We start from the raw sequence: 25,355 nt of genomic DNA, 5'->3' as shown, positions 1-25,355 counted from the left end.
AATTCAGCTATATAAGGAGAGACCATGTCAGCGACACAACCTTTACAGTTTGCCTACTGGGTACCGAATGTCTCGGGCGGGCTGGTGATCAGTCAGATAGAGCAGCGTACCCGCTGGGATGCCGGTTACAACCGTAAACTGGCACAGATTGCAGAACAGGCGGGTTTTGATTATGCGCTAACGCAGATCCGGTTTACTGCCGGGTATGGCGCAGATAATCAGCATGAATCCGTCACCTTCTCGCAGGATTTGCTTAGCCACACCTCGACGTTAAAAGTGATCGCCGCACTGCTGCCCGGCCCGTGGAATCCGGTATTAGCGGCAAAGCAGATCGCCACCATCAGCCATCTCTACGGACCGCGCATCGCCGTTAACATTGTCAGCGGCTGGTTCCGGGGCGAATTCAAAGCAATAGGCGAACCCTGGCTCGATCACGAAGAGCGTTATCTGCGGTCAGAGGAGTTTATTCGCTGCCTGCGCGGCATCTGGCGCGAAGAAAACTTTACCTTTGCAGGCGATTTTTATCGTTTCCGTGATTACGCCATGAAACCCAAGCCGCTGTCACCGCTGCCAGAAATCTTCCAGGGCGGCAGTTCACGTGCAGCGCGAGACATGGCTTCACGGGTGTCAGACTGGTATTTCACTAACGGGAATACCCCGGACGGCGTTCGTGTGCAGATTGCGGATATCCGCGAAAAAGCGGCCCGTAATCAGCATCAGGTCAGAATCGGACTGAACGGATTTGTCATTGCGCGGGAGAGCGAGCAGCAGGCGCAGGCAGTGCTTCAGGAGATCATCCGTAAAGCCAACCCGGATGCGGTGAAAGGGTTCCAGCATGAGGTTAAAAATGCGGGCAGTGCTTCACCTGAAGGCGAGGGAAACTGGGCGAAATCGTCGTTTGAGGATCTGGTGCAGTATAACGACGGCTTCAAAACCAATCTGATTGGCACGCCCCAGCAGATTGCTGAACGGATTATTGAACTGAAGCAGGCGGGTGTCGATCTGCTGCTGCTGGCGTTCCTGCATTTTCATGAAGAAGTGGAATTCTTTGGCCGCGAAGTCATACCCCGCGTTCGTGAGCTGGAGGCGCAGGCGGCACTGGCCGAAGCGTGAAAACCACACGCCACTATTGAGAGTCACGCCAGAACGCCCGGCGCAATGAAAAACGCGCACTGCTTACGCCACGTCGTCTGCCGCCATCCTTTCAGAATGCGGCAGACGGCCATTTCACGGTCTTCTTATATTGTGACCTGTTCCTTAAAAACGGGCGTTTAGTCCGACATTCCAGGTCACCTGATGATAATCGCTACGGCCTGACACCGCTGAAACCCCAGCAAACGCGTTCACCGATGCGCCAATCGGCACGCTTGCGCCAAGGGCCATATCGATCCAGTTATCATCCCCTGATCCGCTGCTGCGGGTGAAGGCGGTGCGGGTCGATTTCAGACCGGCGGTCACAGCAGCGTCGCTGTCGCCAAACTGATGGTTATAACTGACCTGCGCCCAGGGGTTGATCAACAGATCTTTGCTGTCGATGCGCCAGCCCACCGAGCCAATTTGGGAGTGCAGCGTCTGATCGCTGAAGCGCATTGCGGTGCTGCTGTTGCCCTCTTCTCTGTAGCCATCGACCTGGGTGTAGTCGAGTGCATAGCGGGCCACAGGACCCGTGGAAACATAGCGACCTAGCGGCAGATCCCAGCCGGTCTGCACCCGCATGCCCAGCATTTTGCCCTCACTGCTGCCCTTCTCCGTGCGGGTCGCCGGTCCCAGCCTGACCTTACGCTCAATATCATCAACGTTGAGATCAGCATAATGGGCATCTGCATTAATCCATCCCCCATCCAGATAATTTAGCTGACTCCACAGCGCCACCAGATTGCCGCGTAAACGGTAATCAAAGTGCGATGAGGGATCCTGCCGTTGTGAGGTAGCAGAGAGCATCGCACCGGCCTGCCAGTGTTCAGTCAGCTGATAGCCCACCCCTACAGTACCGGTGGCACTGGTCGCATCGCCATCCTGCAGGCTGTCGCCGCGAAAATCACGCTGCTGCCCGGCGTAACCGCCGAACACGGTAAACTCACCGGCGCGGCCAGCCTGCTGACGCTGCTGTTGCAGATGCCCATCCAGCGTATTTTGCGCATCGGCTGCCAGTATCGACGGGGCCTGACTCAGCGCCGCCACCTGCAGCGGCGCATTCAGCACTGACTGAATATAGTCGGCGATCAGCGCATGCACCGCCGGACTGGGATGCAGTCGGTCGGCAAACAGATACTGCTGCGACGGTGAAAATCCTGGCGTGGACGAGGTGCAGTCCATTGATGAGACGCCTGGCGGGCAGGCCATGCCCGCCGTATTGCTGAGCCCATACAGCCGCGGATTATCAATCACCTCATTGAACAGGTCATTGATATCCACGCGTGCAATGTTGCCGCGTGCTGCCACCAGCCCCTGCTCTTCCGCCTGATTGTAACGATCGGTGAGGGTCGCCGCCTCCTGACTCAGCAACTGCCAGGCGGCAATCAGCTGTTGTGCAAGGGCATCGCGGACAACGGGAATGGTGGAAACCTGCCCGGCTGCCTCGTTAAGCGCGGTTTCAATCGCCTGCTCTCTTGCGGCACGGTCCGGTGTGGTGGTCGTGCTCAGTGACTGAAACAGCGCCGCCGTGGCGGGTTGCGCCGCCGGGCCCAGCACCTGCAGAATCGCCTGCAGCAGCGCGGGCGTCGCCCCCACATTCGGCACCGTGGGGACAACCACCGTTCCGGCTCCGGCATCCAGTAACCGGCTGACCTGTGAGGCCGCCGCACTGGCGCTGTTATCCACGATTTGCCGGGCAGCGAGGGGGGCAAGGGCTGCCGCCGCTAAATCATTGCCGCCAATCCAGTGAATATAAAGTCCGTCCGCATCCGCACGTCCGCCACGCGCCGCCAGGTAGCTATCAAGCTGATCCTGCGTATTAAACAGCGGATTGATGGCGGGCACCGCGACGGCACCGCCTTCGGCATAGTTGCTCCCGCCCTGGGATGAGGGCCGCAGGGTGTCGCCCAGCGACTGCGCCAGGATCTCGTCATACAGCGGATGGGTTGCGCCATCATAGGTAAAGCGTCCCACGTTGCCGCCATCACTCAGGCTATCGCCAAACACGGTGAGGTCGCTCCATGCCACCGCAGGCAAAGGCGACAGCAGGCTCAGGGTTGCACAGCAGAAAAGGTATTGCGCGTGAAGGGGTTTCATCAGCAGCTCCGCACAAAACAAAGGAAAGTGAGAAAGAGGAAGAACCGCACCCGGAGGTGCAGCACGCTCTAAGCGTAGTCGCCCTGGTAGACGGGCTGATGAAAAGACGCGATCGCGCTCGCAAAGCGAAGAAATTTGACTTAATGCGCAGCCGCGACGGTCAGCGTAACGCGGAAGTCCGGGCTGTTCCGGTCACGACTGCGTGAGACAGGTTATTTCTTGCTGGCAGGCTTAAGCCCGCGATAGAGGTCCTGTAACCGTTTCATGGTTTTAACCGTACGCTGAGGCAGCGTCGAAGCAACTGACAGGATCAGCATCTCCAGACAGACCATAATGGTGCCGTGCAGGGGGATACGCCCCTTCTCACCGCCACGGGGTACATTGATAACCACCTCTGCCTCGCGTGCAAAAAAGGAGTCGGTGGCGTTGGTCAGCAGAATAATGGGAATGCCCAGGCGTTTCGCTTCACGCACCACGGTCGTGCCTTCCCGGTGTGCCGACTGCTGAGCCATCATCACCAGCACGTCGCCCCGCTGTAGCGCCAGCATCTGTTCTGCCAGCGCAATACCGGCCCGGTTCAGGGAAAAGGCGGGCAGACCGATGCGGTTCAGCAACCGCACGCTGTAGTCCGCCAGAATACCTGACGCGTTTATGCCAAAAATCGCCACTTCCCGCGCTTCGCCCAGCAGCGCGACGGCATCCGCAACTGCCACCCGATTCTGCGGCTGCGATAAAATCTCACAGGCGTGCCGGTGGCCAGCAAGCACAAAGTCGATGGCGCTATTCACGTCACTGGTCACCTCACTGACCGTGGTGATCATTTTATCCTCAGAGGTCAGCGAGGGACCAAACCAGGCCCGGAGCGTCTGTTTAAGGTCGCGCAGTCCGCTGAATCCCAGCGCCTGAATGGCGCGGATCACGGTGGCATCAGAGGTGTCATTCGCTTCCGCGATCGCTATCGCCGTGCTGTCGAGCACCGTTTCCCGCTGTTGATCGATATAGTGCGCCACCGCCAGCAGGCGGGGAGAAAGTTGTTTTTCGCGGGCGCGAAGACGCTCTGCCACCACATCCACTTTGTTCTTAACGGGCCTGTTCTGTTTCATGCTGCACCTGTTGCTCGCGTTAAACGTTTTAAAATGCGCCCTGGTTCGGTTTATGCGGAGGCATTTCATGGCGTAAAGATGTAGTGAAAGCCTGAATCTGTTTCCTTTTTCACCTGATAAAGATGTGGGATTATGCCTCATCCAGCCTTAAAAATTAAAATAAAATGCGTTTATTCATCGCGTTAGAATAAATATTTATTTGCCTGCCTGCAAAAATAACCCAAGCCGTAAATGTAGTGATTTCCGTGCAAATTATGTTTACTACTACATTATCGAGTGTTTGAATGATTCTCAATTACAGATGAGAAGTATTGTCGTCCGGGTGCCGTCATGTTGCGGGAATCCTGATGCTGATCGCTTCTTTTTATACTGCTGCATCGTGCAGAACACCTCCAGGGAAGCCCTGAGTGACAGACAGCCTGTCATGCAGGGCGTAATGTGCTTCAGAAACAGACATGAAAAGAAAAATGAAAAACAAAGACTTACGATATCCGTCCCGACATCCCGCGCTTGTCGTGGCGATTTGCACCAGCATGATGCTGCCACAGGTCAGTGCAGCAATGGATAGCGCACCGGATATGACCGTGACCGCAGATGCCAGCTCAGAGGGCAATTACAGCGCCAGCGAAACCAGCGTTGCCAGTAAAATGCCGACTGCGCGAATCGATGAGGCGCAATCGGTCAGCGTGGTAACGCAGCAGCAACTGGAAGATTTTCAGGTCAGCTCTCTGGCCGATGCGATGCGCTTTGTCAGTGGCGTCAGCGAAGCGAATACCCTGGCCGGAACCGAAGATGGCTTTGTACGACGCGGCTTTGGCAGCAATGCTGATGGGTCGATCTACCGTGACGGCATTCGCAGCAGTCAGGGACTTAATGTTGATGCCACGACCGAACGGGTTGAGGTGCTGAAAGGCTCCTCCTCGCTGCTGTATGGCATTCAGAATCCGGGCGGCATTATCAATGTGGTCAGCAAAAAACCGCAATACAGCTGGCACACCAGCGTGACAGGACGTTACGCCAGTGAAGGCGGTGGTGCAGGCACGCTGGATGTCACCGGGCCACTGGGCAACGGCTTTGCCTTCCGGCTGATCGCGGAAAAGCAGAATCAGGATTACTGGCGCAACTTTGGCAGCGAAGAGCACACCCTGGTGGCACCGTCGCTGCAATGGTTCGGCGAGCAGGCCAGCTTTTTGATTAGCTATGCCGACTACCGCTATGACATTCCTTACGATCGCGGCACGGCCTTTATTGACGGCAAGCCAATCGATATTGGGTATAAAGATCGGCTTGATGACAAAGCCAACCACGCCTGGGGCCATAATAAAACCCTCAATGCCCACTATGACTGGCAGTTTAATGATGAGTGGCGCACCCGGTTAACCCTGGGCTGGAACCAGCGGCGCTATGACAACAATGAAGTGCGCGTGACGGCGGTGAATGCCACTACAGGCGTGGTCACGCGTCGTGCCGATGCCAATCGCGGGTTTAACCACAAAACCAAATACGTCAGCTGGGATCTGCTCGGCAACCCGGAGATTCTGGGTATGCAGCACGCACTGGTGGCAGGCACTGACTATGAGATGAACCAGACTTACCGTGCCCATCAGTATCAGGGCAGGGTTAACCGCCAGTTCAATTACTTCAGTCCCGACTATGACATGCTGTCACCGGTTACGGACGCCAGCACGGAAAACAGCGCCAATGCTAACAACCTGAACCGTATTCATAGCCGTTCGCTCTACGCTAAAGACAGCATTTCGCTTTCATCCGACTGGATTGTGGTGCTGGGGGGTCGTTATCAGCATTATGAACAGCGCGCCTCTCGCGGCTTTACGCCGCAGGTCGAAACCCTGAACGATGAGGGCAATAAGTTTCTGCCGCAGGCAGGGGTGATCTACAAACTCACGCCTGACGTCTCTTTCTACACCAGCGTCAGCAAATCGTTCACGCCTTCCACCGACGTGGATGATGACGGCAATGTCGGCAAACCGGAACAGGGCACCAGCTGGGAGGTGGGCAGCAAATGGCAGATTTCGCCAACGCTGTTCGCCACCGCAGCGCTTTACCGGATTGACGAAAAGGCGATGTCGCTGAACATCAATGGCAGCACGCGGGCGATTGATAAGGCCCGTTCCACCGGCGCTGAGTTTGAGCTGAACGGTGAGATAGCCCCCGGCTGGGACGTGAGTGCAAACTACAGCTATGATCAGGCAGAAATCGTCAGTGATCGGGTCAATCCGGATAACAACGGCAATCGTCTGCAGAACGCGCCGCGTCATGCCGGTGCACTCTATCTCAGTCATGAGTTGCAGGTCAGTGGTCTGCCCGGCTCGCTGCGTCTGGGCGGCGGTGCGCGCTATGTCGGCAGCCGTGCGGGCGATCCCGATAACAGTTTCACCCTGCCCGACTATGTGGTGGCCGACAGCTTCGTGGCGTGGAACAATCGCCTGTTCGGTGAGAAAACCCAGCTGCGTCTGAATATCAATAACCTGTTTAATCAGCACTACTACAGTTCAAGCGGCGGCAATCTGCGCGTCCGTGAAGGTGAAACCCGTAATCTGATGGTACAGGCCCGTGTGGAATTTTAATGCGCTACGTGCTGCGCTGCTGACGCTTACCGTGATGCTGGCCAGCGCCGCCACAGAGGCACGCACGCTGACTGACATCACCGGTCGTCAGGTCACGATCCCCGACCACCCGCAACGCATTGTGCTCGGTGAAAGCCGGATGCTCTACAGCGTCGCGCTGCTGACGCCCGGCAATCCGTTGCAGCATATTGCTGGCTGGCCGCAGGATCTGAAAAAGTATGATCCCCAGACCTGGCAGATTTTTGCCCGTCAGTTTCCGCAGATGGACACCATTCCGGTATTGGGACTGGATGGCGTCAATGACATGAATCCCGAACAGGTGATCGCACTTCATCCTGATGTGGTGATCCTGCCCCAGCTGGCACGCGGCAGTGAAAACGGCGCGGTGCTGGAGAAGATGCTCAGCGCGGCGCACATTCCGGTGGTGAAGATCGATCTGCGGGTGGAGCTGCTGAAAAATACTGAACGCAGCATCGCCCTGCTGGGTGAGGTACTGAATCAGCCGCAGCGGGCTGCTGAGTTTACTCAGTTTTACCGCAGCCACATGCAGCGGATTGCGGATCGACTGGCGAATTATCACGGCCCGAAACCCTCCGTACTGCTGCAACTGCATCTTGGACGGCGCAGTGAATGCTGCGTCACCTCGGTGAACGGCAATCTGGGTGAGCTGCTGAAGTTTGCCGGTGGCAATAATATTGCCAGCCAGCAGATCAAAGGCGTCTTCGGCAGGCTGAGTGAGGAGAGCGTGATTGCTGCCCAGCCGGAATACTATTTTGCGACCGGCACCGGCAGCGCCGATGAAGTGGGTGCGCTGAAGCTCGGCCCCGCCGTGACACCGGCCCAGACCCGGCAGAGCCTGCTGGTGCTGACCGGTCAGCAGAACGCGCTGAAACAGCTGACCGCCCTGCGGGCGGGCCATGCCGGGGCCATCTGGCACAATTTTTACCTCAGCCCGTGGCACGTGGTGGCGACAGAGTTCTTTGCCACTACGCTCTATCCGCAGCTGTTCCGCGACGTTGATCCTGAAGAAACATTGCGGCAGCTGTTCCGTGATTTCCTGCCAGTCCCTTATTCGGGCAGCTACCTCTACCGGCTGGCACCCGAGAAAACGCCGGGATCAGGCGGCTGACCGTCCACGGTTTTTCACCCGGACGATATCGGCCATAACCGACAGCGCGATCTCCGCCGGGGTTTTGCTGCCGATGGGCAGGCCGATGGGCGCATGGATGCGGTCCAGCTCGGCCTGATCCATTCCGGCAATCTGCTGCAGTCGCGCCCGTCGTTTTTCGCTGTTTTTCACCGAGCCCATGATGCCGATGTAGAACGCGGGGGTGGCGATGGCCTCCATCATCGTCAAATCGTCAATGCGGGGATCGTGAGTCAGTGCCACAATCGCCACCGCAGCGTGTGCCCCGTTCAGCTCCAGCCAGCGCGCCGGATGCTGTGACACCAGCGTCACGTTATCCGCGTCGCTGAAATGGCGCTCCAGCTCCGTCATCATCGCCGGACGGTGCTCACAGACCCGCACGTGAAACCCCAGCATCTGCCCGAACCGGATGCACTCATGCGCCACGCTGGAGTAGCCTGCGATCAGCAGTTCCGGAATCGCACCCACCGGCAGTAACATCTGCTCTTCACGGGCATCCAGCGCGGGCAACTGCCTGTCGGCGGCGAGGGTTTCCCACTGCGCACGCTCGCCCGGCTTTATCATTTTTACCAGCGGCTGTTGCCCGCTCAGTGCGCGCTGCATCGCCGTCAGCAGCGCCAGCGTGGCGTCGTCGGGCGGCAGAAACTCAATGACAATCTCCAGACTGCCGCCGCACGGCAGGCTGACGTCAGGCCGCATCCCGCCCTCGCCGTAGCGTACCCGCTGACTGCTGGCGCGCCAGGCTCCCGCCGCCAGCTGCGCCAGAAAATCCTCTTCAATGCAGCCGCCCGACAGCGAGCCACAGTACGCCCCGGTTTCGTTCGCCGTCATCAGCGTGCCGGGTGCCCGCGGTGAGGAGCCGTAGGTGCGCAACACCGTGCAGAGCCAGACCTGCTGACCCGCCTGACAACTGCTCAGTGCCGCATTAATGACGCGTTGATCCAGCGTTATCATGAAAATTCCTTTATCAGCTGCAGATCGGCAGGGAAATCGATATCACACAGGCAGCCGCGATCGTGAAGCGGCAGCCTGACGGCCTGAGATGTCACGATCGCCTGAGGCCCGGCATCACCCTGTAATGTGCTCAGCACCGGAAAATAGCGCTTCTGAAACCCGACCGGATGGCCCGGTCTGCCCTCAATGGCGGGCCTGACAATCGGCGCATCCACCAGCGCAGCGCTGACGGCGCGATAACTTTCAGGTGCCACAAATGGCATATCACCCAGCGCAATCAGCCAGCCGTCATAGTCGCGGCTGGCGTTAACCCCGGCCGCGATAGACTCGCCCAGCCCGCCGCTGTCGCACAGGACTAACCTGGCCTGCGCGCAAAGCTGCCGGATGGCCAGTGCGTCGGGACGCGTCACCACGAACAGGTCAAGCGCGCTGGCCGCCGCCTGCTCCAGCGTGCGTTGCAGCACCGGTTTGCCATCCAGATCAGCGAGCAGCTTATGCTCACCCGCCTGCTGGCGAAAACGGTGACTCAGCCCGGCGGCCAGCACAATCAGCGCTATCTTCACTTTTGTTCTCCGCTCAGCGTGAAAAACGGGCGCAGGATCAGACCCGCGCCCGCACACCCCCTGTCAGGCCTGCTGTCAGCAGGTCATAAACAGGCTCAGATAAGCTTGTCGAGGGTAATGGGCAGATCGCGTACGCGCTTGCCGGTGGCATGGAACACCGCATTACTGATGGCCGCTGCAACGCCGACGATACCCAGCTCACCAACCGCTTTACCGCCCATCGTGGTCGCCTCAAAATCGGGCTCGCCCACGTTGATGGTGGTAATGCTCGGGATGTCGCCGTTAACCGGCACCAGATAGTCCGCCAGATTGTTGTTTATCACCCGGCCATTGCGTGGATCGACAATCCCCTCTTCCATCAGTGCCTGACCAACGCCCATGATCATGCCGCCAATCCACTGGCTGCGCGCCAGTTTAGGGTTGTAAAGCCGACCGCTGTCGAGCGCCGCCACCATCCGTTTAACCCGGATGGTGCCGAAATCTTCATCGACCCGGACTTCAACAAACTGCGCACTCCAGCTGTGGGCAGAGAATTTTTCAGGACGGCTCATGTCATTAAGGTTGCGCACCATCCTGTCACGCTCGCTTTGTGACATATCTTCCGGGAACGTCCCGCCGGTGATGGTAAGACTCTCAGCCGGGGCCAGCGTCGCCAGCTGCAGGAATGAGACCGCCCGATCGCTATGCTGATGATGCTGTACACCGTCGCCTTTCAGCGTGAGCTGAGACGCAGGGGTGCCGTTCAGTGGCGACCGGGGCAGCTCGCTGGCCAGCTTCAGCAGATGGTCACGCATTCTTTTGGCCGTGTCGTTCACCGCTGCGGTCACGTTACCCGCCAGCTGCGATCCCCCTGCCACACCAGAGCGCGGCAGCTCAGTGTCACCCAGCTGCACCTCAATGGTGGTGGACGCAACCCCCAGAATATCGGCCGCGGTCTGCGCCAGAATGGTGTAGGTTCCGGTGCCGATATCTGCCCCGGCGCACTGCACCACGAAGTTGCCCTGCGGCGTCAGGATGATCTTCGCCTCTGCGGGCAACCTGTTAACCGGATAGGTGCCGGAAGCCATGCCCCAGCCTATCAGTTCGCGCCCTTCACGCATTGAACGCGGCGTCATGATGCGCTTGTCCCAGCCAAAGGCCTCTGCGCCCTTCTGATACGCCTCTTTAAGACGTCGTGAACTCCACGGCAGATCGAGCTGATAGTCTTTATCGGCCCAGTTGCGCAGACGCAGCTCCAGCGGATCGATGTTCAGGGCATAGGCCATCTCATCCATCGCCACTTCCAGCCCAAAGGCGCTGGGGTTTTCACCTGGCGCACGCATCCAGCCTGGGGTCACGGTATTGATCGGTCTGACCTGGTGTTGAGCTGAGACATTGCCTACCGCATACATGCGGGCGGTCACTTTGCTGCAGTTCTCGGCAAAGACATCAATGAGTGAGGTTTCACTGAAGCTGCGCTGGATAATCGCCTGAATTTTGCCGTCACGCGATGCCCCCAGCTCCAGTTGCTGCGAGGTAGCCGGACGTCCGCCGAGTCCGGTAAAGGTCTGCGGACGGGTCAGTGACACTTTTATCGGGCGCTTCAGTGCGCGTGACGCCACGCTTGCCAGCGCAACGTGGGTGTAAGGCACCGGCTTTGAGCCAAATCCGCCGCCGACATAGGGCGAGATGATGCGCACATCTTCCACCTCAATGCCCATCCACTCGGCAATTTCCACCTGCGCGCCTGCTACCCACTGGCTCGGCTCCCAGACGGTAATCCGTCCATCCTGCCACGACGCCACACAGGCGTGCGGCTCCATCGGCATGTTGTATTCACGCGGTGTGGTGTAGCGCTGACTCAGACGCACCTCGGCCTGCTGCATTGCGGCCTGCGCATCACCCATGTCGATATCCTGCTTTGAAACCGGCTTCGGCTCGACGCCCTCGTCGGTGGCGAAAATCAGCGCGGGTGAGGTTTCATACCCGATCTCCACCAGCGAAGCGGCATACGTTGCCTGCTCAAAGGTTTCTGCCACCACCAGACCGATGTTCTGCCCGTTATGAATAATCACATCATCCTGAATCGGGGTGTAGGTTGACTGCGCTGCGCCGCCATCGGCAATCGCAGTGGGTTTGTTGATTTTCAGCGGGTTCAGATGGGTATAGATCGCCAGCACCCCGGAGGCCTGCTGCGCTTTTTCCGTTGACATGTGGCTGATACGGCCGCTGGCAATGGTAGACTGAATCACCACGCCATAGAGGGGATTTTCCGGCTGATGTTCAACCGCATAACGTGCTTCACCGGTGACTTTGACTTTGCCATCACCCCGCGAGCGGGCGGCACCCAGCCCCTCAATCGTCTTCGTGGTTTCAGGTTCAGCCGTGGCCGTATCACTGGCACTGGCTCGCGGCATCTCCAGATCCGGGCTGCCTGTCGCTGACGTTGCCGCCGTTGTCTTCAGGACATCCTCGTTTACATCACTCATGCGGTTTCTCCTGCTGACATCAGCGCGCGGGCAATTACACGCGGTGCCAGTTTTACTTTGTAAACGTTGTGGGTCAGCGCCTGCGTTTCCTGCGTAATCCGTTCGGCGGCCTGGAACACCGTCTCTTCATTAAACGGCTGCCCTTCCAGTGCCTGCTCCACCGATCTGACGCGCCAGGGTTTGGTCGCAACGCCGCCCAGGGCGATATGGACATCACGCATCAGGCCGTTTTCAAGCGTGAAGCCTGCGGCCGCGCTGGCTGCCGCAAACTCATAAGAGCTGCGGTCCCGGACTTTAAGGTAGTGCGAGTGTCGGAGTGAATCCGTTTGCGGCACGTCAATGGCCACAATGATTTCGTCATCGCGCAGGTCATGCTCACGGTCAGGGGTATCGCCCGGCAGCAGAAAGAAGTCGTCAATTGGCAGGCGACGAATTTCGCCCTGCTGATTCTGCAGAACAACGATGGCGTCAAACGCCACCAGCGCCACGGCCAGATCGCCGGGATAGACCGCAATGCAGCTATCGCTGGCACCCAGAATCGCATGACTGCTGTTGACGCCATCCAGTGCAGCGCAGCCGGAACCGGGATTACGTTTGTTGCAGGCAGAGAACGTAGCCGGGTCACGGTAATAGGCACAGCGGGTGCGCTGACGTAAATTCCCGCCCAGCGTAGCCATGTTACGAATGTGCGGCGAGGCGGCCTGCCACAGGCTGCCATAGATAGCAGGTGCGTTCTGCTGACAGGCGGGATGATCAGCCAGCTGACTCATTGTCACCAGCGCACCGGCCGTTATTTTCTCGTCGTCAAACTGCAGATGTTGAAGCGTCGTTAAGCCGCTGATGCCGATTAACTGCGGCGGCGTGAAGACGCCGCATTTCATCAAATCGAGCTGCGTCGTGCCGCCCGCCAGTAACTGGCTGCCCGACTGCTGTTTCAGTGTGGCAGCCTCTTCAGGCGACCGGGCGACTTTCCAGCTGAATTCATTCATGCGGACTCCTTCGCCATCTCAGCAGCGGCCTGTTTTATCGCATCGACGATGTGCGGATAAGCGCCGCAACGGCAAAGATTGCCGCTCATGTATTCCCGAATCTCATCGTCGGAACCGGCATGACCTTCTTTAATGCAGGCAACAGCAGACATAATCTGACCCGGTGTGCAGTAGCCACACTGAAAGGCATCATTCTCCATAAAGCAGCGCTGCACCGGATGCAGCTCACCTTCGGCGGTAGCCAGCCCTTCAATACTGGTGACGTCAGCGCCATCTGCCTGAGCCGCCAGCGTCAGGCAGCTCAGCACCCGCTGACCATTAATCAGCACGGTACAGGCACCGCATTGCCCCTGGTCGCACCCTTTTTTGGTCCCGGTCAGGTTAAGATGCTCGCGCAGCGCGTCAAGCAGGGTGACGCGTGGATCAACATGCATCTGCTGCGACTGACCATTGACCTGCATTGTTAGCGATATTTTTTCCGACATTGTCTGCTTCCCATTGTTGGGGGCTAAAAGATGTAATTTTTTATAGGTTGAATTCTGACGGGAGTTAAATCGGGGAAAATCGTGATAACCCTAATCTTTACACGCGTATTGCTGTCTTAAGGTTTAGCAGCTTTTTGGCGGTCTGGCAGAGATGTCGGGAAAAAGTCAGCGTTATCTGAGGCGGAGAGGAAAATAAATCGCTTTATAATTCACAATACAGCGAATGCAAACTACTGTTTTATGGTATTATTTCATAAATAACGCAACCCTGTGTCGTTTACAGGGCTGAAGCGACCGACTCATTAATTTTTCACAGGCGTTCAGCCCTGACGGTCTTTAACACTCGCCGGGGAGTCCCAGATCAAAGCCTGCTGTTATTCTCTGACCGGACTTAGCTCAGCGCCGCAATCAGCAGGTGTTATTGCAGACAACGCGACGCCATTCAGACTCATGAACGTCTGCGGCATCATCCGTCAGTGGCCGGACTGAACCAGACGGTGTGAGAAGGCGGTTCAGCTGATAGCGCCACTTAGGGCAGTAAAACGGCCGTTTTCTGTACCGCATTTCAGGCGTGCTGAATTGTAATCAGCTGCCGCCAATAAGATGCTGACAACGATTTCTGGCATCCCAGTTATTCCGGGGAGGCGTTTTAAACGTCGAGGCAATTCTTGCAGGGTCGGAATGAACTGTAATGGCATAATCAGCCGAAATCTCCCGCGCACCATATTTGGCATCAAGAAAATAGCGCTTACCCGGTTGCGGGATAAACGGAACCCACTGTGAGAGCAAATAGCTTTGCGAGAATCGCGTTTTTTTTCCGTACTGGTCGTAATCGCTCTCTATCGTGTTGAGCTGCTGAAAAGCCATGAGCCTGCCCGGCTTTACCTTTGCTGTCATAACGCGCCCTGCTGAGGGGATAAGATTTGACGCCAGCTGATAACGATCAATCCTGTCATAGCAGGTGCCTTTCTTCTCATAGACTGAAAGATAAAATGTCCCCACAAATCCCTGAGGATTGATGGCCACAACAGTCGCTGCATCTTTACCTTCGTAATCTGTGTAATTAAGGGGCAAAAGCGTGGAACAGCCAGTGAGGAAAATAACGAGGAAAAACGCAGAAATTCTCATGATGTTTGGGATGACAGGCATTTATTTTCTCTTCCTAAGATGCGTTATGCTGGACGCTATCAGCAAGCGGGAATGACATTTGCAGATGTTTATCGACTTGCTAAGAATCAAAATTAATAAAAAAATCCGCGAGTTTACTGAACTGCAGTAATTGCCGACAATCGGTAATGCATTGATTTAATCATGTATTTATAGAAAGCATCACATAACAATCTTTATAAATAAACCATTAAAAAGCCCCATAGGGGCTTTTAGTTTAAATGATCATCAGACGTGCAGATCCCAATCAGAAACGGTATTGCAGACCGGCTGTAATGGTATAGTTTTTATTAGATATACCAGCCGCATCGCCACCAATGGATGCTGATTCACCGGAGAATCTGTCAATAATCTGAGTGCTGCCTTTGCCTTCTTCATATTTGCTGTAGGTAAATTCAGCAAAAACTTTAGCATTTGGCGTGACATAATATCCGGCATCTACCGAAGTACCGTAGTACCGCGAATTCGTCGTTTTCTCACGGAAGGTGAGATCGCGCATGTAGTGCTCATCGTTATCATGTGCCCGTACCCAGTCACTGAATTTAAATAAGGCATTAAATTCAAAATCATTAATACGATACTGGCCCGCAAGGCCAACATATGGCATGGAGAAACGCTGACTGTAGCCAATACCACGCTCGCCTCTTGGGAAATCACCGGTAGAAGCGCCGTTGTCGTAATTGTATGAACCGCCGAAAGCTGTCCAGCTGAAACGGGTTTCCTGATAACCCGCAGTCAGCCCGGCCTTATAGTTATCGCCCTGCAATACCCAGCCTTTTACGTTGAGATCGTATTCATTGGCGTAATTAACATCTGTGCGGGGATGAGATGAATGATCTGTCCAGTCAGACTGGTTGTCATCCAGCCAGTCATAGTCATCCATATGACCCGAACCCGAAGCCAGTGAAGTCCAGCCTCGCGCATTCAGCGTCAGAAAGGAGTAGGCATCCCAGGATAACTCGCCTTTGAGAATAGCAACATTCTTTATTTTCCAGTCCAGCTGACTGACTTTCCGGCCGGTTTCGGTGTCGTAAACCATCTCATGCGATTTGCCACTCAGCATCCCGGCTGACGTCGACACGTTAAAGCTTTCCGGAGAAAAATTCGGTGAATAGCGACCTGCTTCTGCACAGGCTCCGCCTGACAGAGTTGCCATCATCATCACTGCAACGGTGCTTTTTTTCATTTCAATTCCATATCCATAGAGGTAATCCTTGTACAGCAGCGCCGTTCTTATCGAAGCACGGCTGCTGAGCTTCTATACTCACCTGCGGGGTACAAGCCCCGGCCCCCCGGCGAAAAGCTGCGCGACGGCTCATGTGAAACCGCGGGTTTCTTCCACCTTTTCGCTCGCAGCTTTGCTGCCGTTAAGGCAAATTCCTTCATCGGCTGCTTTTTGAAAAACATTAATTTTTTTGTTATTTCGCCGTTTTTGAGTCGCCAGTCTCTCTTCTGCCCGGCCAGAAATGTCATTCAGGCGAGGGGGCGTTGTGACTGGCAGAAGTCAGTCCTGCGGATAAAAAAGCGAGGCGATCGCGACAATAGGGAGGGATAGCTGACTTTCGCGGGATTAGGTGGTAACAGGGGATGCTTTATTCTCCCCTCTATCCATTCTTGTTCTTTTACCTTGAATCAGAAACTGGAAAACGAATGTTGTCTGCGCGCTGAATAACAGGCAGGCGCCTGTCAGCCATTATCACCTGCCGGAAAAGCCGCCCCCGGAGGCGCTGAGACTGGCGGGGCCTTCAGCAGACGAACGCCACCGCCAGAGGAGATCACACCTGAAACGCTGCCACCCTACCCCGCAGCGCGTGCGCCTTCTGAGAGCGACTGAGTGGCTGAAGAGAACGCTTCAACCAGCGCTGCTTTATTCTGCGTCACGGCGACACTAACCTGAGATATGTCCTGCATCTGCTCTGACGAGAAGCTATCCGCTTTGAAATCTCACATTCACCGCGCCGTGTGATGGAATTAAGGTTGTTTATCCCTTCAGACGCCCTTTTCGTTATACCGATGTTTCAAGCGTTCCCGCTGCCGGGTTTTTCGCCCCGCGATTACCATCGCCACGACAAATACCAGCGCAAACAGCACCACGATCGTTGGCGCAGGCGCGCTGTCGATAAAGAACGACAGATACACCCCGCTCAGCGACACCAGCACCGACACCGCAACAGCCACCAGCAGCGCATGTGAAAAACGGCGGGTAAGCAAAACGGCTATCGCGCCCGGTGCAATCAGCAGAGAGATCGACAGGATGATCCCCACGGCTTTCAGCGTTGCCACAATGGTCAGTGAAACCATGCAGAGCAGCCCGTAATGCAGCAGGCGTGCGGGCAAGCCCGAGACCTGCGCCTGCTGCGGATCAAAACTGAACAGCATAAAATCACGCCACTTCACCGCAATGACCATGACGATCACCGCGGCGATAAGTGATGTCTGAAGGATGTCCGCGCCGGTAATGCCGAGCATGTCCCCAAACAGAATGTGATCAAGGTGGACTTCAGGTTTCACAGCGATGTAAAGGATTAGCCCGGCAGCAAACATGCCTGAGAAGACAATGCCCAGTACGGTGTCCTGCTTAATGCGACTGTTGTCCTGCAAAAATCCACTGGCGACAGCACAGAACAGACCCGCGACAAACGCGCCTACGGCCAGCGGCAGTCCCGCCATCCAGGCGAGCACGATACCGGGGAAAACCGCATGGCTCATGGCATCGCCCATCAGCGCCCAGCCTTTCAGTACCAGAAACACCGACAGCAGCGCACAGGGGATCGCCACCACCAGCGCGATTAACAAAGCGCTGTTCATAAACGCGAACTGGAAAGGTTCAAGGATCCACATCAGCCAGGCTCCTTTTCGGGTTGCTGACGGCCACGACGCCGGTTAACCAGCAGGCCATGTTTCGGCGCAAAAACAAACGCCAGCAGGAATAGCAACGTCTGCGCTACCACGATGATGCCGCCCGTTGCGCCATCCAGGTAGTAGCTCGCCCAGGCCCCGAGAAAACTGGTGATGCTGCCAATGGCAACAGCAATGATCAACAGACGCGGAAAGCGATCGGTGAGCAGCCAGGCGGTTGCGCCGGGCGTCACCACCAGACAAATCACCAGGAACGCGCCAACGGTTTGCAGTGCTGCCACGGTTGAAACCGCCAGCAGGGTAAAGAAGAGGACTTTCAGCCGTTCAGGCCGCAGACCGACAGCGCGCGCATGATTCTCATCAAAGAAGGTCACCATCAGATCTTTCCACTTAAACAGCAGAATGATGATCGACAGCCCGCCAATCAGGGCCAGCTGGAGAATATCGGCTGGCGCAATCGCCAGAATATTACCCAGTACAATGGTCTGAATGTTCACTGCAGTCGGATTAAGCGACACCATAAACAGGCCCAGACCAAAGAAAGAGGAAAAGATCAGGCCAATAATCGCATCTTCTTTTAAGCGGGTGCGCTGATTGAGCAGCAGCATACTGCCCGCTGCCAGCCCACCTGACAGAAATGCCCCCAGCGCAAACGGCAGACCCAGCATGTAAGCGCCTGCTACACCCGGAACGATAGAGTGTGAAAGCGCATCACCAATCAGCGACCAGCCTTTGAGCATCAGATAGCAGGAGAGAAACGCGCAGAGTCCGCCCACCATCGCGGAAACCCACATTGCGTTGAGCATGTAGTCATAACCAAATGGCTCCAGTAGCAGCCCCATGATCAGCTCCCCTCTTCCCGTGCAGCATGCGGCGCAATAAAAGGACGTTCATCATCGGTGATGATCTGATCGTCCAGCCCCTTCACCATCACATGTCGCAACACGCCGCTGAAAGCCCGCTCAAGATTGGCGGCGGTAAACGTGGTCCGGGTCGGGCCACTGGCCAGAACAGTACCTTTTACCATCACGGTGTAATCGCAGAATTCCGTCACCGAACCCAGATTATGGGTTGAGACCAGCATGGTCTTACCTTCATCGCGCAGCTCGCCCAGCAGGCTGATGATTCTGGCCTCGGTCTGAACATCCACGCCGGTAAACGGCTCGTCCAGCAGAATAACGCTGCCCTGCTGGGCAATGGCGCGTGCCAGAAATACCCTTTTCTTTTGTCCGCCAGAGAGCTCACCGATTTGACGATGGCGAAAATCCAGCATATCCACCCGCGCCAGCGCATCACTGACAATCTGCTGGTCGTGCGGTTTCGGCCGCCGCAGCAGGCCCATATGGCCGTAGCGGCCCATCATCACCACATCTTCCACCAGCACCGGAAACGACCAGTCCACCTCTTCTGATTGCGGCACATAGGCCACCAGACTCTGTCGCAGCGCCTGGCGGGTCGGCATACCCAGCACCGAAATGCTGCCGCTGGCGAGCCGGACAAATCCCATCAGCGCTTTGAACAGGGTGGACTTGCCTGAGCCATTCACGCCGACCAGCGCGGCAATCGACCCTCCCGGCACGCTAAAGCTGGCGTCATGAAGCGCGGTGTGGCCGTTGCGATAGGTGACGGTGACGCCGGAAACCACGATGGTATCTGTCATTGCGCTTTCACTCCTGTCTGGATGCCCTGCACCAGCGTCTCCGTGGTGACTTTGAGCAAATCAAGATAGGTCGGCACCGGTCCCTGAGCATTGCTCAGGGAGTCGACGTAAAGCACGCCACCGTAGTGCGCACCGGTCTCACGTGCGACCTGACGGGCTGGCTTGTCCGACACCGTGCTTTCACTGAATACGGCCGGGATCGCATTTTTCTTCACCTGGTCGATCACTTTTCTCACCTGCTGGGGCGTGCCCTGCTGGTCAGCGTTGATTGGCCAGAGGTAGAGCTCTTTCATGCCCAGGTCACGTGCCAGATACGAAAACGCACCTTCGCTGGTTACCATCCAGCGTTTGCCTTCGGGGATGGCGGCAATCTGCTGGCGTAATGGGTCCAGTGCGGCGGTAATTTTTTGTTTGTAGGCGGCAGCGTTCTGCCGGTAGGTCTCGGCGTTGACCGGGTCATATTTCACCAGCGCGTCACGGATGTTATCAACGTAGATCAGCGCGTTATCCGGTGACATCCAGGCGTGCGGATTCGGTTTACCGTTGTAAGGGCCCTCTCCAATGCCCATCGGCTTTACCCCGTCAGAAACCACCACTTCCGGCACCCCTTTCAGATGCTGATAAAAGCGCTGGAACCAGCGTTCAAGATTCAGTCCGTTCGCCATAATCAACTGCGCACCCTGCGCCCGTTTGATATCGCCGGGTGTGGGCTGATATTCGTGTATTTCAGCACCGGGTTTGGTAATGGATGTGACCTCTGCGGCATCACCCGCCACGTTCTTAGCCATGTCGGCTATCACCGTAAACGTCGTCACTATCTTAAATTTTTCTGCTGCATGACTGCTGCTCGCCATCAGGGTTGTCAGCAGCGCACTCAGTAACAGCGTGGTGAGTTTTTTCATCGGGACCATTGGGCGAACTCCAGAGGTGATTAAAAACAGAACATTATTAGCATAGGCTATTTTTTATAGCACAGGCTATACCTTTGGAACAGCGCAGAGGTGTGAAGTTTCTTCAGCGATTCACCCCGGGCGTCAGTTTTTGTAAATATTCCGGCTTAACCTCTGATATGATTAGTAATGTTTTTCATGATGCCCGGCATTCCGCAGGCAGAAGGCGTCGCGATAAGCGGGCTATCCGGCAGCGTCATTAACGCTCAGAGAATGTGTGGAGGGACAGAAGCACTAAAGCTACTGACAGGCGCTGATCGAAGGAGACTGGATTTTCAGATGACACGCCTGTTACAAAGGCATTAAATGCACTATTAAAATAATCTTATTGATAGGCCAAATTAATTAAGGCTGATGAATTTTTTTGCTACAGTTAATATTACTTACCGCAATCACTCAGGAGGATATTTTGTATTTTTCCAGCGACGAAAAAGCGAATGTCATCATTGGCGAAGCTGCAATGAACCTGTTTAATGCCGGTCAGGATGTGAACGTTGAATTGCTGATTAAAGAGCTTAAGGTTATGGCTGATTCAGAAGTGAATGAGTACCGCCTTGAGCAGATGCAAAATGCACGTCAATGGCTGACGGGTTTTAAAACGATTGGTTCACGCAGTACCAGCCCGGCAAACTGGTTATCCAGAAACACGGGTAACGAACCGGCTGCAAGCGCATCTGCTGATGATATTTTCTTCAGGCATTAACATTATCGCCTGCCCTCTGCCGACCTGAACCCTCAGGTCGGAGCATGAGAGGGATTGCTCCTGTACAAGATTATGGTACAATTTTCACCTCGCAACACCCTCCTCGTAACATCTTGTTTTAAAAACCATAGCACTTTTTGCACAAAAAAAATAATTCCAAAAATCCAAAATCCTGTACAAGTTTTTTAAAAGATGTATAACTTGCGCATCTGAAGTGCTACATATTTATACCACCTGAGGACACCCCTATGCGTCAGAACGGACAAGCCCCGGAAACAATTAGCGACATTGCCCGTTATTTCAATCAGGCCAGCTCACCGACGCAACAGGAAACGCTGGGTTCGGTTGTGGTTGAAATTCTGCGCGCAGGTCACACCCTTAGTCGTAAAACGATCTGCAGTAAACTGTTGCGCCGCCTTGAAGTGGCTGCAACGCCTGAAGAAGAGAGCCATCTGCATGAATTAATCGCGATGCTTTTTCGTCGCGAAGAGTAATGCCCGCTCACAGCTTCAGAGTTTTTTCACGACGCCAGCTTTCAACAACATTCAGGATGATTTACCCACAGGAATGAAGCCCAGCACTGCTTTGCCGTATCTGGTGCACTAAGTTGCACCCGCTGACCTATACGGACCCGCAGCATGGCCATTGATTCGCAATCAGAGAAGCCAGTATGTACAGAAGTGAAGATGAGAAACTGACAGATGTCATGATCGGCGAAGCCGTTCTGACGTTGCTCAAGTCAGACAAACCGGTATCCAGTAACGCTCTAATCGCACAGCTTGAACTTATGGCCGCTGACGCCGATGACGACATGAAAGTGTCAGTGATTCGTAAAGCCATCACTGAAGTTCGAAATGGCATGGTGGCCGCGCGTAAACGTGTGCAGGGCGAGGGTGCTGAACGTGATAAGGCTACGCATCGTATGAGCAGCGACGGCCCACCTGATGGGTCTAAAAAGCACTGATAAAGGGTATTACGTGCCTGTTACACACGGCTAACGTTAAGCGAAACGGCAGCCTTTAAGCGAAATTTTTTTTGGCAGGCTGGGCAAAACGAAAACAGCGTCTACACTCGTTTTTGACTTCACCCATTGCGTATAACGAATTTTCCTCAGAGAAAGAAAAATCATGCAACACTCTTCATCAGATTTATCCATCATTGACTACTTTCGTAGTGAAGGCGATTTGCTGGCACCGGAGACCGAACTGCTGGGCGCGGTGATTCGTGACATCGTGGCCGATCAGGGACGTGTGACCAATAAAGCGATAATTCTGTATCTGATCGCCGAACTGGAATGCACTTCCGACGTGATCAGACTGGATGTGTTGCGCAGAACGCTGGAAATTGTGGTTGGCCGTACCCCTGACGACGCTGATATCTGATTAACGACCCTGCGTTGTCGGTGACAACGCAGGGTAATCCCCTGAATTTTTCTTTTCCAGACAGCTCACTTAATACACGCCAGTGCAACAGAATCCGAAGCAAAATAAAACTCTGCGGCATCCTGCTGATAATATAGAAATTTCTTATAAGCCACTTTGAAGTAAGTTTTTCATCGCCCCGCCTTCTGAATAATACGTAAGGCCGGTGAAATTATTTATTGAGATTGACGTGTCAGGCTCAGCCCCATATAAAGCTGTTCTGCCAGAATTTATAAAGGGGTAATTTAAACGCGCTTTCATGAGGCGCGTTCAGTCCACTTTAATCAGCCTGTTAAATGCGTTTTATTCTCTGGTATAGCGACTCTGCGAAGTCAGGGTGACAGGGTAAGGTTCCGGAGGGCGCACGCCATGGGCGCCATCGGCGTTAATGCATCTTGCGGGTAAAAAAGCCAATTGCTTCCAGGCACAATGCTTTAAGTTTGCTGTCACGCGTCTCTTCGCTCAGGCGAAACAGCGCGTCCGTAATGTCATGAAAATGAACCGGCTCTCCCGCCTTGATCAAATCACTGACGACCGCACCAACCAGCGCACGGATCTCATTATCGTTGTCGTACTTCACACGACCTCCCGATGGTGTATGCATATACAGTCTAACATTATCAGGAGTAGAAAAACAAAAAAGCCACCATAACGCAAATATAAGCGAAGCGGCAGAAAGGTTATAATTTATACAAAGCAGAGGTAAAACCTGTTTAATTACAGCCGGCGTTATGCGTTGCCATTAAATAGCAAAAAGGGTGAAAAAATTGCCCGAATCTTTGTCTGCAATTACAGACCTGAGCTTTTCAATTTTATTTCCGTCACCCTGCTGTCTGGTTTATAAAACCGGACAACCCTGGTGCTTTGTGCCCCCTTTGCGTCAGCCTGCCTGTGACCCGCGTGTTTCAGTTGAGCCGCTGTTATCAGCCAGTGGTATGATAAAACTGTCATTATCCTCTGCTGTCGCGAGTCGCCTATGGCTAAATTCACCCTCAAACAGATCGCGGCCCAGTCGGGCCTGAGCCTGGCTACCATCGATCGAGCACTTCACCAGCGCGGCAACGTTCATGCCCGCACCCAGCACCGGGTTCAGCAGGCTATAGCGGACCTGGAACTGCTGCAAAAGACCGCGCTGGCGAAAGGAAGGACGATCTATTTCGACGTGATCAAGCAGACGCCTGACCGCTTTCAGCCACTGGTACGTGAGGCGCTCAGCAGCCAGATCGCCAGCTTTGCTGCTTTCAGGCTTCAGTTGCGTTTCCACTTTGGCGCAAATCTCACAGCAGACGCCATTAATGCACTGCTGAACAAAAAGGCCTTTCACAGCCACGGCGTCATCCTGAAAGCGGCCTGCTCTGATGAACTGAACCCCACCATTGAATCGCTGCTGAAACAACGCGTTCCGGTGGTGACCATGATGAGCGATCTACCCGGCAGCGCTCGCCTGCGCTATATCGGCATGGATAATTTTGATGCCGGAAAGGTGGCGGCTTTTCTGATGTCAAAATGGCTGCGGGTCAGCCGTTCACATATTATGGCGGTAACCGGCAGTCGCGATTTCATCGGTGAACAGGAGCGAATCCAGGGTTTTCAGCGTGCGATGCAGCAGTTTGCGCCCCAGCATCAGGTGAGCGTCGTAGCAGGCGGTTATGGCATTGATGCGCGGATGCATCAGTCGGTGACGCAGTTTTTGCAGAGCCATCCCGATACGGACGCGGTGTATACGGTCGGCGGGGGGAATCCCGGCATACTGCGCGCTTTTGCCGAACAAAAGCGGCACGTGAACGCCTTTATAGGTCACGATTCCGACCGGGAGAACTGTGCGCTGCTGCAGGCCGGTAAGATTGATGCACTCATCGAGCATAATTTACAACTCGACGCCTTGCACGCCTTCAGAACGCTGCTGGAATTTCATGGGTTTCTGCCCGCATCGGCATCGCCCGCGCCCTACTCCAAAATCAATATTATTACCCGATACAACATGACAGCCTGACGTTGCCTGCGGACTCACCGGCGAATCAGCGGAGAAGGCGCATCGGTGGCATCACTGTATGGCTCGGTTGACTGGCTGGAGCCGGTCAGCCCTGTCCGCACGGAAAAACAGCCTGTCATGCCTTATCAGAGTCTGACGTGATCGATCAACGCCCTTAGCTTGGGGGCCAGATTTTTACGACTGGGAAAATAGAGATAAAACCCGGCAAAGCTGGGTAACCACGCATCGAGTACCGTAACCAGTTCGCCACGGGCGAGGTAAGGCTGGAATGTCTCTTCCATGCCAAAGCTGATGCCGCCCCCGGCGCAGGCGGTGCGGATCATCACCCCCATGTCGTTGGTGGTGAGCTGCGGATTAACGGCGACATCAAACTCACGCCCCTGCCCGGCAAACTCCCAGCGATAGGGTGCCAGGCCTGGCCCTTTTCGCCAGCCGATGCAGCGATGATTCACCAGCTCATCGGGATGTTGCGGTGTGCCCGCACGCGCCAGATAAGCGGGTGACGCCACCGCCACCTGACGCTGTGCGGTTGATACCGGCACCGCAATCATATCCTGAGCAATCACCTCGCCCAGCCGCACGCCTGCGTCATAGCCCTGCCCGACAATATCAAACTCCTCATCGGTCACGGTGATATCCAGTTCAACCTGCGGGTACGCAGTAATAAAGCTTGCCAGCAGTTCGCCGCCCAGCATCCGCTCAGCAATCGAGGAGATCGCCAGCCGCAGCTGACCACGCGGCTCAGCCGCCAGTTCGGCAATTTCGGTAACGGCGCGGTTAAGCTGGTTGATCGCCGGAGCCACCTCCGCATAGAGCCGCTGTCCGGCTTCTGTCAGCTGCACCGAACGCGTGGTGCGCTGCATCAGCGTGATATTCAGCCGGTCTTCCAGCCGCCGCAGACTCTGGCTGATCGCCGGACGCGAAACGCCAAGCTGTTCCGCCGCCAGCCGGAAATTTCGCGTCTGCGCCACAACCACAAAAACGTCGAGAGCATTAATATCAGCATTCATTGGTCAGATTTGGTTACCAGTCTGTGAAGCGTCAGGTGGATTATCTTTATAATCCAGCCGCCGT

At 55.4% G+C, this 25,355-nt stretch carries 23 protein-coding genes and 1 pseudogene; 8 read left to right on the top strand and 16 right to left on the bottom strand.

Annotation, left to right across the window (positions count from 1 at the left end):
* Positions 1-24 precede the first annotated feature (24 nt).
* On the top strand, positions 25-1,113 hold the full coding sequence (sfnG, locus tag N5J69_RS07960; RefSeq protein ID WP_279769363.1) for a dimethylsulfone monooxygenase SfnG: 1,089 nt from the start codon (positions 25-27) through the stop codon (positions 1,111-1,113).
* Between the two features lie 144 nt (positions 1,114-1,257).
* Here sfnG and N5J69_RS07955 read toward each other — a convergent pair whose 3' ends face one another.
* Both N5J69_RS07955 and N5J69_RS07950 read right to left on the bottom strand, forming a co-directional pair.
* Positions 1,258-3,231 carry an autotransporter domain-containing protein gene (locus N5J69_RS07955; RefSeq protein ID WP_279769362.1) on the bottom strand — a complete coding sequence of 658 codons (1,974 nt, stop codon included), beginning with the start codon at positions 3,229-3,231 and terminating at the stop codon, positions 1,258-1,260.
* Positions 3,232-3,443: 212 nt separating this feature from the next.
* On the bottom strand, positions 3,444-4,334 hold the full coding sequence (locus N5J69_RS07950) for a MurR/RpiR family transcriptional regulator (protein WP_279769360.1): 891 nt from the start codon (positions 4,332-4,334) through the stop codon (positions 3,444-3,446).
* Between the two features lie 467 nt (positions 4,335-4,801).
* On the opposite strand from N5J69_RS07950, the gene N5J69_RS07945 reads away from it, so the two are divergent.
* Positions 4,802-6,922, top strand: a complete 2,121-nt coding sequence (locus tag N5J69_RS07945) for a TonB-dependent siderophore receptor (protein ID WP_279769359.1) — start codon at positions 4,802-4,804, stop codon at positions 6,920-6,922.
* A gap of 34 nt (positions 6,923-6,956) precedes the next feature.
* On the top strand, positions 6,957-8,051 hold the full coding sequence (locus tag N5J69_RS07940; RefSeq protein WP_279769444.1) for an ABC transporter substrate-binding protein: 1,095 nt from the start codon (positions 6,957-6,959) through the stop codon (positions 8,049-8,051).
* On the opposite strand, the gene N5J69_RS07935 is transcribed toward N5J69_RS07940, so the two are convergent.
* The 12 genes and pseudogenes from N5J69_RS07935 to N5J69_RS07880 all read right to left on the bottom strand — a co-directional run bounded on the left by N5J69_RS07935 (position 8,040) and on the right by N5J69_RS07880 (position 20,125).
* Entirely contained in the window at positions 8,040-9,023 is a 984-nt protein-coding gene (locus N5J69_RS07935; protein ID WP_279769357.1) for an XdhC family protein, read from the bottom strand. The two genes, N5J69_RS07940 and N5J69_RS07935, sit on opposite strands and share 12 nt — an antisense overlap.
* Complete coding sequence (locus tag N5J69_RS07930) at positions 9,020-9,586, bottom strand: nucleotidyltransferase family protein (RefSeq protein ID WP_279769355.1); 567 nt, start codon at positions 9,584-9,586, stop codon at positions 9,020-9,022. The genes N5J69_RS07935 and N5J69_RS07930 overlap by 4 nt, the downstream gene beginning before the upstream one ends.
* Before the next feature lie 95 nt (positions 9,587-9,681).
* Complete coding sequence (locus tag N5J69_RS07925) at positions 9,682-12,054, bottom strand: xanthine dehydrogenase family protein molybdopterin-binding subunit (RefSeq protein ID WP_279769354.1); 2,373 nt, start codon at positions 12,052-12,054, stop codon at positions 9,682-9,684.
* A complete protein-coding gene (locus N5J69_RS07920) occupies positions 12,051-13,043 on the bottom strand; it encodes a xanthine dehydrogenase family protein subunit M (RefSeq protein ID WP_279769353.1) in 993 nt (330 codons plus the stop codon). Before N5J69_RS07920 ends, N5J69_RS07925 begins: the two co-directional genes overlap by 4 nt.
* Positions 13,040-13,504, bottom strand: a complete 465-nt coding sequence (locus N5J69_RS07915) for a (2Fe-2S)-binding protein (protein WP_347882073.1) — start codon at positions 13,502-13,504, stop codon at positions 13,040-13,042. The genes N5J69_RS07920 and N5J69_RS07915 overlap by 4 nt, the downstream gene beginning before the upstream one ends.
* Before the next feature lie 609 nt (positions 13,505-14,113).
* Complete coding sequence (locus N5J69_RS07910; RefSeq protein ID WP_279769351.1) at positions 14,114-14,677, bottom strand: hypothetical protein; 564 nt, start codon at positions 14,675-14,677, stop codon at positions 14,114-14,116.
* Between the two features lie 265 nt (positions 14,678-14,942).
* Positions 14,943-15,881: an omptin family outer membrane protease gene (locus N5J69_RS07905; RefSeq protein ID WP_279769349.1), complete on the bottom strand. Its 939-nt coding sequence runs from the start codon at positions 15,879-15,881 to the stop codon at positions 14,943-14,945.
* 589 nt (positions 15,882-16,470) lie between these two features.
* Positions 16,471-16,626 (bottom strand): annotated as a pseudogene (locus N5J69_RS07900) (chemotaxis protein); the annotation flags it as partial.
* 58 nt (positions 16,627-16,684) lie between these two features.
* Positions 16,685-17,536 (bottom strand): metal ABC transporter permease, encoded by an 852-nt coding sequence (locus tag N5J69_RS07895; RefSeq protein WP_279769347.1) that lies wholly within the window; start codon positions 17,534-17,536, stop codon positions 16,685-16,687.
* On the bottom strand, positions 17,536-18,396 hold the full coding sequence (gene sitC, locus N5J69_RS07890) for an iron/manganese ABC transporter permease subunit SitC (protein WP_279769345.1): 861 nt from the start codon (positions 18,394-18,396) through the stop codon (positions 17,536-17,538). The genes N5J69_RS07895 and sitC overlap by 1 nt, the downstream gene beginning before the upstream one ends.
* 2 nt (positions 18,397-18,398) lie before the next feature.
* On the bottom strand, positions 18,399-19,214 hold the full coding sequence (locus N5J69_RS07885; protein ID WP_279769344.1) for a manganese/iron ABC transporter ATP-binding protein: 816 nt from the start codon (positions 19,212-19,214) through the stop codon (positions 18,399-18,401).
* Positions 19,211-20,125, bottom strand: coding sequence for a metal ABC transporter substrate-binding protein (locus tag N5J69_RS07880; RefSeq protein ID WP_279769342.1), 915 nt, complete (start codon positions 20,123-20,125; stop codon positions 19,211-19,213). The genes N5J69_RS07885 and N5J69_RS07880 overlap by 4 nt, the downstream gene beginning before the upstream one ends.
* A gap of 448 nt (positions 20,126-20,573) precedes the next feature.
* On the opposite strand from N5J69_RS07880, the gene N5J69_RS07875 reads away from it, so the two are divergent.
* The 4 genes from N5J69_RS07875 (at position 20,574) to N5J69_RS07860 (ending at position 22,249) form a co-directional block, all read left to right on the top strand.
* Positions 20,574-20,867, top strand: coding sequence for a hypothetical protein (locus N5J69_RS07875; RefSeq protein WP_279769341.1), 294 nt, complete (start codon positions 20,574-20,576; stop codon positions 20,865-20,867).
* 248 nt (positions 20,868-21,115) lie between these two features.
* Positions 21,116-21,361, top strand: coding sequence for a regulatory protein YcgZ (gene ycgZ, locus N5J69_RS07870; protein ID WP_279769340.1), 246 nt, complete (start codon positions 21,116-21,118; stop codon positions 21,359-21,361).
* A gap of 176 nt (positions 21,362-21,537) precedes the next feature.
* On the top strand, positions 21,538-21,831 hold the full coding sequence (locus N5J69_RS07865) for a hypothetical protein (RefSeq protein ID WP_279769338.1): 294 nt from the start codon (positions 21,538-21,540) through the stop codon (positions 21,829-21,831).
* Between the two features lie 163 nt (positions 21,832-21,994).
* Entirely contained in the window at positions 21,995-22,249 is a 255-nt protein-coding gene (locus N5J69_RS07860) for a biofilm/acid-resistance regulator YmgB/AriR (RefSeq protein WP_279769337.1), read from the top strand.
* Between the two features lie 424 nt (positions 22,250-22,673).
* On the opposite strand, the gene N5J69_RS07855 is transcribed toward N5J69_RS07860, so the two are convergent.
* The gene (locus N5J69_RS07855) at positions 22,674-22,868 is read right to left on the bottom strand and encodes a hypothetical protein (protein ID WP_279769336.1); all 195 of its coding nucleotides are present in this window, start codon (positions 22,866-22,868) and stop codon (positions 22,674-22,676) included.
* Between the two features lie 396 nt (positions 22,869-23,264).
* Here N5J69_RS07855 and N5J69_RS07850 point away from each other — a divergent pair, with 396 nt between their 5' ends.
* Positions 23,265-24,281: a LacI family DNA-binding transcriptional regulator gene (locus N5J69_RS07850; RefSeq protein ID WP_279769335.1), complete on the top strand. Its 1,017-nt coding sequence runs from the start codon at positions 23,265-23,267 to the stop codon at positions 24,279-24,281.
* Between the two features lie 125 nt (positions 24,282-24,406).
* Here the strand turns inward: N5J69_RS07850 and N5J69_RS07845 are convergent, their stop codons facing one another.
* Positions 24,407-25,291: a LysR family transcriptional regulator gene (locus N5J69_RS07845; RefSeq protein ID WP_279769333.1), complete on the bottom strand. Its 885-nt coding sequence runs from the start codon at positions 25,289-25,291 to the stop codon at positions 24,407-24,409.
* Between the last annotated feature and the right edge of the window lie 64 nt (positions 25,292-25,355).

The sequence above is a fragment of the Pantoea sp. GD03673 genome (assembly GCF_029844725.1).
Classification (GTDB): domain Bacteria; phylum Pseudomonadota; class Gammaproteobacteria; order Enterobacterales; family Enterobacteriaceae; genus Pantoea.
Note: the sequence above shows the minus strand (reverse complement) of the source record. Positions and strands in the feature narration are given on the sequence as shown.

Coding starts and splice junctions, on each gene's coding strand:
- sfnG (WP_279769363.1), top strand. CDS start 25: ATGTCAGCGACACAACCTTTACAGTTTGCCTACTGGGTACCGAATGTC.
- N5J69_RS07955 (WP_279769362.1), bottom strand. CDS start 3,231: ATGAAACCCCTTCACGCGCAATACCTTTTCTGCTGTGCAACCCTGAGC.
- N5J69_RS07950 (WP_279769360.1), bottom strand. CDS start 4,334: ATGAAACAGAACAGGCCCGTTAAGAACAAAGTGGATGTGGTGGCAGAG.
- N5J69_RS07945 (WP_279769359.1), top strand. CDS start 4,802: ATGAAAAACAAAGACTTACGATATCCGTCCCGACATCCCGCGCTTGTC.
- N5J69_RS07940 (WP_279769444.1), top strand. CDS start 6,957: ATGCTGGCCAGCGCCGCCACAGAGGCACGCACGCTGACTGACATCACC.
- N5J69_RS07935 (WP_279769357.1), bottom strand. CDS start 9,023: ATGATAACGCTGGATCAACGCGTCATTAATGCGGCACTGAGCAGTTGT.
- N5J69_RS07925 (WP_279769354.1), bottom strand. CDS start 12,054: ATGAGTGATGTAAACGAGGATGTCCTGAAGACAACGGCGGCAACGTCA.
- N5J69_RS07920 (WP_279769353.1), bottom strand. CDS start 13,043: ATGAATGAATTCAGCTGGAAAGTCGCCCGGTCGCCTGAAGAGGCTGCC.
- N5J69_RS07915 (WP_347882073.1), bottom strand. CDS start 13,504: ATGCAGGTCAATGGTCAGTCGCAGCAGATGCATGTTGATCCACGCGTC.
- N5J69_RS07910 (WP_279769351.1), bottom strand. CDS start 14,677: ATGCCTGTCATCCCAAACATCATGAGAATTTCTGCGTTTTTCCTCGTT.
- N5J69_RS07905 (WP_279769349.1), bottom strand. CDS start 15,881: ATGAAAAAAAGCACCGTTGCAGTGATGATGATGGCAACTCTGTCAGGC.
- N5J69_RS07895 (WP_279769347.1), bottom strand. CDS start 17,536: ATGTGGATCCTTGAACCTTTCCAGTTCGCGTTTATGAACAGCGCTTTG.
- sitC (WP_279769345.1), bottom strand. CDS start 18,396: ATGGGGCTGCTACTGGAGCCATTTGGTTATGACTACATGCTCAACGCA.
- N5J69_RS07885 (WP_279769344.1), bottom strand. CDS start 19,214: ATGACAGATACCATCGTGGTTTCCGGCGTCACCGTCACCTATCGCAAC.
- N5J69_RS07880 (WP_279769342.1), bottom strand. CDS start 20,125: ATGGTCCCGATGAAAAAACTCACCACGCTGTTACTGAGTGCGCTGCTG.
- ycgZ (WP_279769340.1), top strand. CDS start 21,116: ATGCGTCAGAACGGACAAGCCCCGGAAACAATTAGCGACATTGCCCGT.
- N5J69_RS07865 (WP_279769338.1), top strand. CDS start 21,538: ATGTACAGAAGTGAAGATGAGAAACTGACAGATGTCATGATCGGCGAA.
- N5J69_RS07860 (WP_279769337.1), top strand. CDS start 21,995: ATGCAACACTCTTCATCAGATTTATCCATCATTGACTACTTTCGTAGT.
- N5J69_RS07850 (WP_279769335.1), top strand. CDS start 23,265: ATGGCTAAATTCACCCTCAAACAGATCGCGGCCCAGTCGGGCCTGAGC.
- N5J69_RS07845 (WP_279769333.1), bottom strand. CDS start 25,291: ATGAATGCTGATATTAATGCTCTCGACGTTTTTGTGGTTGTGGCGCAG.